This is a genomic window from Sphingopyxis solisilvae, assembly GCF_015475875.1.
Classification (GTDB): domain Bacteria; phylum Pseudomonadota; class Alphaproteobacteria; order Sphingomonadales; family Sphingomonadaceae; genus Sphingopyxis; species Sphingopyxis solisilvae.
Map to the genome: position 1 here is coordinate 20,376 of NZ_JADKYM010000030.1, position 8,279 is coordinate 28,654.

Sequence of the window (8,279 nt, forward strand, 5' to 3'; positions counted from 1 at the left end):
CCGGGGATTGTTTGATCAAAAATCCCCGGCCTTTTTCCGCTGAACCGTCGCCTGGCATCGACGAACTGCAAAATCGACGCTTTGCGGCCAATTTCTGTTCAGCTTGGCGACAGGGAAGGCGGGCTATTTCAACTCCCGAAGACGCCAACACGGCCCCGGATTTGGGTTTCCCCCTGTTGCCCCACCCGGAACGCCCGGTGTCTTCTTTCAAGAGCGTGACGAACGCTGACCTTGAACCCCCGTTCCACCGCCCCTGGGACGGGGGTTTATGATTCCGGGCGTCTTTTGCCGCTAACGCGGCTTTGCGGCACCAGCCCGCTCTCCCACCCAGCCTCCCATTTCAGGATACGCTGTAGGGAGGCTGGATGGGGGAACGCGCCGGTGCCGCAATCGCATTGCGAACAATGCGCGGCGCCGATAGAGCCACCCCATGACTCGTACCAGCATCGCTTCGTGGAATATCAACAGCGTTCGCGCCCGCATCGGTATCGTCGAGAAATTCCTGCGCGAAGAAGCGCCCGACATTTTGTGTCTGCAGGAGACAAAGGTCGAATGCGGCACCTTTCCGCAGGATATGTTCAAGGCGCTGGGCTACACCTACATCGTCACCCACGGCCAGCGGATGCACCACGGTGTCGCGATCGTCAGCAAGGTGCCGCTGGCCGACGTGCGCAAATATGACTGGCAGGCGAATGGCGAGGCGCGCCATGTTGGCGTGACCTTGCCGTCGGGGGTGCGGCTCGACAATGTCTATATCCCGGCGGGCGGGGACATTCCCGACCGCGATCTCAACCCCAAATTCGGGCAGAAGCTCGATTTTTTTGGCCGCATGACCGAATGGTCGGGCGCGCTGAACGGCACGCCGACTGTCCTGACCGGCGACTTCAACGTCGCGCCGCTGGAAAGCGACGTGTGGAATCACAAGGCGTTGCTCGACGTCGTCAGCCACACGCCGGTCGAGGTCGAAACGCTTGCCCGCTTGCAGGCGGCGTCGAACTGGGTCGATCTGGGCCGCCATTTCATCGCCGCACCCACGCCGCTGTTCACCTGGTGGAGTTACCGCGCCAAGGATTGGGAAGCATCGAACCGCGGTCGCCGTCTCGACCATATGTGGGTGACCCCCGACCTGCTCGACAAAGCGGTATCGCACCGCATCGTCCAGCCGGCGCGGAGCTGGGAACGGCCGTCGGACCACATCCCGCTGGTCACGGAATTTGCCTTTTGAGCGATAGCGAACAGGGGCGCGGCGCCCGCCGGGCGGCGCGTGCGATCGACGCGTTGCGCCGCGGCTGGCCGTTTCGCGTCATCGGCAGCGACGGCGCGCTCGACCTGCTCGCGGTCGAAAGCGCGCGCGACGCCGCGCTGGCCGATTTTGGCGCTTGCGACATTCTGTTGTCGGGCGAACGCGCGGTGACGCTGAAGCTTACCAATCAGCGCGCGGCAGCCGCCCCCGGTCCGGTTCGGCTGGAAAAGGCAGCTCGTGACGTTGCAGCGGCGCTGGCGATCGCCGACCCCGCGCTCGACCTTGCCAACCCGCTCAAGGGACCGTTCCGCACCGTCGCGACCGGCGGCGACAGCGCCGCGGACGCCGCGATGACGATGGCGCGCCACGCGGGCCTGCTTCCCGCCTTTTTTGTCCGGGCAGCCGTCGGCGAAGCCGAGACTTGCTGTACCGCCGACGATGTTGCGTCGTTGCTCGACCCCACGCGGTTGGAGATCGCCGCGCGCGCGCGCCTGCCCGTTGCGGCCAGCGAAGGCGCCGAAATCATTGCCTTCCGCTCGCCCGAGGAGGCGTCCGACCATGTCGCACTGGTCATCGGCCAGCGCGACGGAAATCCGCCGGTGGTGCGGCTGCACAGCGAATGCCTGACGGGCGACGTGCTCGGCAGCCTGAAATGCGATTGCGGGCCGCAGCTCCACGCTGCGCTCCACGCGATGGCCGACGCGCCGTGGGGGGTGCTGTTGTATCTGCGGCAGGAAGGCCGCGGCATCGGCCTGGTCAACAAGCTGCGCGCCTATGCGCTGCAGGATCAGGGCTATGATACGGTCGACGCCAATCTGCGGCTCGGCTTTCCGGTCGAGGCGCGCGATTTTGCGATTGCCGGACGGATGCTGGAGTTGCTCAACATCCCGTGCATCCGCCTGATGACGAACAACCCCGAGAAGGTCGCGCGGCTGGAGAAGGAAGGCGTTGCGGTGGTTGAGCGCTTGCCATTGGCGCTACCGACCAATCCGCATAACGAACAATATCTCGCCACGAAGCGAGACAGGACGGGGCACCAGCTTTAACCTCGTCATTGCGAGGAGCGAAGCGACACGGCAATCCAGAGTCCGCGTAAACCGCCCTGGATTGCTTCGCTTCGCTCGCAATGACGCCGTTTATTACTGCTGGCTTAGTGAACGAACCTTGCCACGACGTCGCGATAGCTACGGCTGACCTTCACCTGCGCACCCGATCCGAGCACGAGAAAGCACTCGCCATTGGTGTGCGGCTTGACCTGCTTGACCTGTGACAGGTTGACGATCGTCGAGCGGTGGACGCGCTGGAAGTTTCGCGGGTCAAGCCGCTTTTCCAGATCCTTCATCGTTTCGCGCAGGATCAGGCTGTTGTCGGCGGTGTAAATGCACATATAGTCGCCCGCCGCGTCGATGCGTTCGATGCTGTCGACGTCGACACGGAAAATCTGGCCGCGATCCTTGATATTGATCATCTTTTCATAGCGGTCGGCGGCGTGCGCGTCGGGCTGCGCCTCGGCGTCATAATCGTCGACCGCATCGGGCGCGACCTCGGCCAGCACCGTCTTCAGCCGTTCGACCTCGGCGGCGCCGCGTTTTTCGGTGAGCCGCTGGCGGACGCGGTCGAGCGCATCGGCCAGCCGTTCGGGTTCGACGGGCTTCACGAGATAATCGACCGCCTGCGCTTCAAACGCCCGGATCGCATGGTCCGAATAGGCGGTCACGAAGACCACCAGCGGCGGTTCGACCTCCATCAACCCCTGAATCACCGAAAAGCCGTCAAACCCGGGCATCTGGATGTCGAGGAAAACCAGGTCGGGCTTGTGCGTCTTGATCTTGCGGATCGCTTCGCGGCCATTTTGCGCGGTATCGACGATTTCGACATCGCTGTGCGCTTCGAGCCGCAGTTGCAGGCCCTGGGTCGCCAATTTTTCGTCATCCACCAGGATGGTTCTGATTGTCATGTCCGTTCGGTTCCAATCGTCATCTGCCCGTCGGGCTGAAACGGAAACTCGATGACCACCGTGAATCCGCCATCAGCGCCCCTTTGGGCATCGAACCGGTGCTGGTCGGCAAAAGCCTGCGCCAGACGGTCCCTGATATTGGCTAAACCCACGCCGGTCGATTCCGTTGCAAGGCCCGTGGTGGGGTCCGCGCGGTCGGCTGACAATCCCGCGCCGGTGTCGGACACGGTAATCCGAACATTTTGACCGGCCAGTTGCGCCGAAACCGTGATATCGGCCCCGTCTTCCTGCGGGGTGACGGCATATTTGATCGCGTTTTCGACCAGAGGTTGCAGCAACAGCGAGGGCAACCGCGCGCGTGCCACAACCGGGTCGATCTCGAAATGCGGGCGCAGCCGCTCCTCGAACCGCATCTTTTCGATGTCGAGATAGAGCTTCAGCGTCTCGATTTCCTGCGCCAGTGTGACCTGCGCCGTCGGTTCGTTGGCCAGCGTATAGCGCAGAAACGCCGACAGGCGCGACAGCATCGCATTGGCGGGTTCGGTCTGTTTGAGCAGCACCAATGTCGAAATACTGTTCAGCGTATTGAACAGGAAATGCGGATTGAGCTGGTAACGCAGCATCGCGAGCTGCGCCGACGCCGCCTGCGCCTCGAGCCGGATGACGCGGTCATTCTGTTCCTCGAGCTGGAGGAAGTAGTTGATCGCGAAATAGAGCGCCGACCAGGCGGCGAGCGAGGTGGCATTGATATACATCGCGCCCAGCAACAGGCTGGTGAAACCGACGGTGCTGGCGGGGTTCTGGATCTGCGCGACCCACGCGTCGATAAACGCCCAGAGCGCTGTTGCCAGCCCCGCCAGACCAAAACTGACCCCCCACATCAGCAGCGGGCGGCGGCTGATCAGCGCGCGGTAACAGACCGCAAGGATCAGCGTCAGCGAAAAGCCGGTGATCGCCGAAATTGTCTGCGGAATCAGAAAGGTAAAGGGCTGGCCATAGGCAAGGCCCGATACGCCGCGCAGACCCAGCCAGGCGGTCCAGCCCAGGATCTGGAGGTTCCAGAACGCCCGGACCTTGTTGTCGAAAAACGGGCCTGGCGAGGACAGGTGGAACAGCGGCATCGGCTGGCGCAAAGCTATGCGGGTAAGCGGTGGGCGGCGGTGAGAGAACAGATCCCGACGCCGCTCATTCAGCGGCCACGGACGCAAGCCCGCCGTCGGCGCGCGCGCGCGCCTGCCCCAGCGGCTGCAGTTCGGCGCGATGCTTCCACAGCAGTTCCTTGTACCCGATTACGCGGCCGTCGTGCGCGGTCAGCGTCACCGGGCCGATCGGCTGTTCGTCGCGGGCATCGACCAGCACCGGGGTCGATGGCACGCCGGCGCCCCATTTTTCACCCCATTGGCGCAGCGCGATCATCGCGGGCAGCAGCTCAATACCCTTTTGGGTCAGCTGGTACCGCACCTTGCGACGATCCTCGGTCATCACCTCGCGCGCCATGATGCCATGATCGACCAGTCGCGACAGCCGGTTGGACAATATGTTGCGCGCGATGTTCAGTTCCTGCTGGAACTCCTCGAAATGGTGAACGCCGTTAAAGGCAGCGCGCAGGATCATGAACGACCAGCGCTCGCCCATGGCTTCGAGGGCCAGCGGCAGGGCGCAATTGCCCCCGTCCATGTCGTTCAGAACTTCGCGTAATTTTCCCATAACCCAGCCCTAACGTAAAAGTCGGCGCGCGCATCATAAAAATATAGAGCCTGCGTTGCGTTTCGCAACGGGATAGATTGCCGCTACGGCAACGGGCAACGGGCAACGGGCGAGAGGCCGATGACCTCAGGATGTAAGACGGTTGCGCGCGACGATGATCCACCAGCGCGCGAGGAACGGCAGCCGCGCCGCGACGTGCCATGGGTCGGCACGAAAGGCGCGGCGCACCAGATCGCCCCGCCAGCGCCAGTGGCTGCGCAGCACCAGCCCCAGCAGTATCTCGCTGCGGCGGCGCGGCGAAAGCGTATCGGGCAGCGAGCGTTCGACAATGCGCGCGGTCAGGTCCTGGATCTGGTCGCCGCGCTGGCTGGTCAGGCTGCCGCCGTGCTTGCGGTAAAGATAAAGGTCTTCGTTCAGGGTCACAAAGGCGAATTTCTGCGCCGCGCGCAGCCAGAAATCATAATCCTCGACCCCGAACAGGCCGATGTCATAACCGCCAAGCGCCTCGGTCACGCGGGCGCGATAAAGGAAGCAGGCGCCGATATTGTTGCCGAACAACAGCCGGTCGACCGGCCCGACGTGCGACCGGCCGGTTTCGGTGCCGCATTCGTCGATCAGCGTGAAATCGGCGTGGACGACATCGGCATCGGGATGGTCGTCGAGCACCTCGACCAGGCGCCTCAGCATGTGCGGCCGCAACAGATTGTCGTCGGAGGTCCAGCTGTGCAGTTCGCCGCGCGCCGCAGCAAACCCGGCATTGAGCGCCGCGGGCAGGCCGATATTCGTGTCGAGCCGGATCAGGCGGACACGCGGATCGCGTGCGGCGGCATCGGCCATGATGGCCGGCGATTCGTCGCTCGACGCGTCGTCGACCAGGATCAGCTCAAAATCGCCATAATCCTGCGCCAGCACCGAATTGATGGCATCGGACAGCCAGCGCGCGCCATTATGCACCGGCATGACCATCGACACCCGCGGTGGCGTGGCCGAATCGAGTGGTTCGGTCCCCATTGGATAGCTGTCCTAACCGCCGCGACCGAAGCTTCCAATCGCCTTTACCAATGTTGCTAACGCCTTGGTGGAGCGCGCAATCAAATTTCACATTGCAATTGCGCCGACATGAACGACATTGAACGCAATGCTGAGGCAATATGAACTTGTCGAGCGCGTCCGCGCTTATGATCCCGACGTCGACGAGGCGCTGCTCAACCGCGCCTATGTCTTCACCGTCCAGAAGCATGGCAGCCAGAAACGCGCCTCGGGCGACCCCTATTTCAGCCATCCGGTCGAGGTGGCGGGGATTTTGACCGACCTGCATCTCGACAGCGAGACGATCGTCACCGCGCTGCTCCACGACACGCTGGAGGATACGCTGACCACGCCCGAGGAGATCGAGCGATTGTTCGGTGCCGATGTCGGACGGCTCGTCGACGGCGTGACCAAGCTCAGCAAGATCGAGGCGCAGACCGAAAACGAGCGCGCTGCCGAAAATCTGCGCAAGTTCCTGCTCGCGATGTCCGACGATATCCGGGTGCTTCTGGTCAAGCTGGCCGACCGGCTGCACAATATGCGCACGCTGCATTTCATCCAGAATCCCGACAAGCGGCGCCGCATCGCCAAGGAGACGATGGACATCTATGCCCCGCTCGCTGAGCGGATCGGCATGTATGAATATATGCGCGAGATGCAGCTCTTGGCGTTCCGCGAGCTTGAGCCCGAAGCTTATGCGACGATTACCGGGCGCCTTGCGAAACTGACCGCCGGCGGCAAGGACAAGGTTGCCCAGATCAGCCGTGATTTCAAGGAATTGCTGGCAAAGAACGGCATCGAGGCCGAGGTGTCGGGCCGCGAAAAACACCCCTATTCGATCTGGCGCAAGATGCAGGAGCGGCACGTCAGTTTCGAGCAGGTCACCGACATCATCGCCTTTCGCATCATCACCCCGACCGATGCCGATTGTTACGCCGCGCTGGGCCTCATCCACCGCAAGTGGAAAATGGTCCCGGGCCGGTTCAAGGATTATATCTCGACGCCCAAGCGCAATGGCTATCGCTCGCTCCACACCACGATCATGCACCAGCAGAATATGCGGATCGAAATCCAGATCCGCAGCCTGGGGATGCACCAGCAGTCCGAATTCGGTTTTGCCGCGCACTGGGCGTACAAACAGGGCGGCGCCGCGCCCGACGGGCAGGCGGGATGGATCCGCGACCTGATCGAAATCCTGGAACAGACGCACGATCCCGACGAGCTGCTCGAAAATACGCGGATCGCGATGTATCAGGACCGCATCTTTGCCTTTACTCCCAAGGGCAGCCTGCACCAGCTTCCCAAAGGCGCAACCCCGGTCGATTTCGCTTACGCCGTTCATACCGGTCTCGGCGACCGCACCGTCGGGGCCAAGGTCAACGGGCGGCTGGTACCGCTACGCACCCAGCTGGCGAACGGTGATACCGTCGAAATCCTGTCGTCGGACAAACAGACACCGCAGCCGGCGTGGCTGGGCTTTGCCGTCACCGGCAAGGCGCGCGCCGCGATCCGCCGCCATGTCCGGTCAAAGGAAAAGGTCGAGCTCGCCGCGCTCGGCCGCAAAATGTACGACGAGATTGTCGCGCGCCTGCCCAACAAAGTCGGCGACAAGGCGCGCGCCGCGGCGCTGACCCGTTTGAAGCTGGAGAATGATGCCGCGCTGTATGTGGCGATCGCCAAGCAACGGCTGACCGACAATATGGTGCTTGAAGCGCTGGTCCCCGGCATCACCGCCGAGATGAAAGCAAAGCCCGGCAAGCTGGCGCAGGGCGCCGCCGTGTCGATCGCCGGGCTGACCCCCGGGGTTGCCTATCAGCTCGCGGATTGCTGCCACCCCGTGCCCGGCGACCGCATCGTCGGCCTTGCGCGTCCGGGCGAAGGGATCGAGGTGCATGTGATCGACTGCCCCAGCCTGGCCGACGGGGTCGATGCCGACTGGATCGACCTAAGGTGGCAGGAAGACAGCGAGGGTGGCAACGCGCGGCTTTGCATCGTCATCCTCAACGAACCCGGCACGTTGGCCGAAATGTCGGGCATTCTTGCCGCCAATATGGCGAACATCACCAATTTGCGCCTGTCGAACCGCGAGGGCGATTTTCATACCTATGACGTCGTCGTCGAGGTGCGCGACGTCCAGCATGTGATGCGCATCCTGTCGGCGCTGCGCGCGTCGGACAGCGTGGTGCAAGCCGAGCGGCTTTAGGCGGGGAAGCGACATCTGCTTCGGGGTGGTTAGCGGACATATCGGTATTGAGCTGATTTCCCCTCCCGCAAGCGGGAGGGGCGGCGAGGCTTACGAGCATGCTCGTTAGCCGCAGCGGGGTGGGTTGATCGCGACGTCGC

General features: G+C 63.1%; 7 protein-coding genes. 3 read left to right on the forward strand and 4 right to left on the reverse strand.

The window, feature by feature from the left end:
• The first annotated feature begins 430 nt into the window (after positions 1-430).
• Positions 431-1,225, forward strand: coding sequence for an exodeoxyribonuclease III (locus IR187_RS15465; protein ID WP_194955472.1), 795 nt, complete (start codon positions 431-433; stop codon positions 1,223-1,225).
• The gene (ribA, locus tag IR187_RS15470) at positions 1,222-2,289 is read left to right on the forward strand and encodes a GTP cyclohydrolase II (protein ID WP_194955473.1); all 1,068 of its coding nucleotides are present in this window, start codon (positions 1,222-1,224) and stop codon (positions 2,287-2,289) included. The genes IR187_RS15465 and ribA overlap by 4 nt, the downstream gene beginning before the upstream one ends.
• Positions 2,290-2,393: 104 nt before the next feature.
• Here ribA and IR187_RS15475 read toward each other — a convergent pair whose 3' ends face one another.
• The 4 genes from IR187_RS15475 to IR187_RS15490 form a co-directional block, all read right to left on the reverse strand.
• Positions 2,394-3,200, reverse strand: a complete 807-nt coding sequence (locus IR187_RS15475) for a LytR/AlgR family response regulator transcription factor (protein WP_194955474.1) — start codon at positions 3,198-3,200, stop codon at positions 2,394-2,396.
• Complete coding sequence (locus tag IR187_RS15480; protein WP_194955475.1) at positions 3,197-4,321, reverse strand: sensor histidine kinase; 1,125 nt, start codon at positions 4,319-4,321, stop codon at positions 3,197-3,199. Before IR187_RS15480 ends, IR187_RS15475 begins: the two co-directional genes overlap by 4 nt.
• Positions 4,322-4,385: 64 nt before the next feature.
• Positions 4,386-4,907 carry a winged helix-turn-helix transcriptional regulator gene (locus IR187_RS15485; RefSeq protein ID WP_194955476.1) on the reverse strand — a complete coding sequence of 174 codons (522 nt, stop codon included), beginning with the start codon at positions 4,905-4,907 and terminating at the stop codon, positions 4,386-4,388.
• Between the two features lie 126 nt (positions 4,908-5,033).
• Positions 5,034-5,918 (reverse strand): glycosyltransferase family 2 protein, encoded by an 885-nt coding sequence (locus IR187_RS15490; RefSeq protein WP_194955477.1) that lies wholly within the window; start codon positions 5,916-5,918, stop codon positions 5,034-5,036.
• A 127-nt stretch (positions 5,919-6,045) separates the two neighbouring features.
• On the opposite strand from IR187_RS15490, the gene IR187_RS15495 reads away from it, so the two are divergent.
• Entirely contained in the window at positions 6,046-8,139 is a 2,094-nt protein-coding gene (locus IR187_RS15495) for a RelA/SpoT family protein (RefSeq protein WP_194955478.1), read from the forward strand.
• The last annotated feature ends 140 nt before the right edge of the window (positions 8,140-8,279 follow it).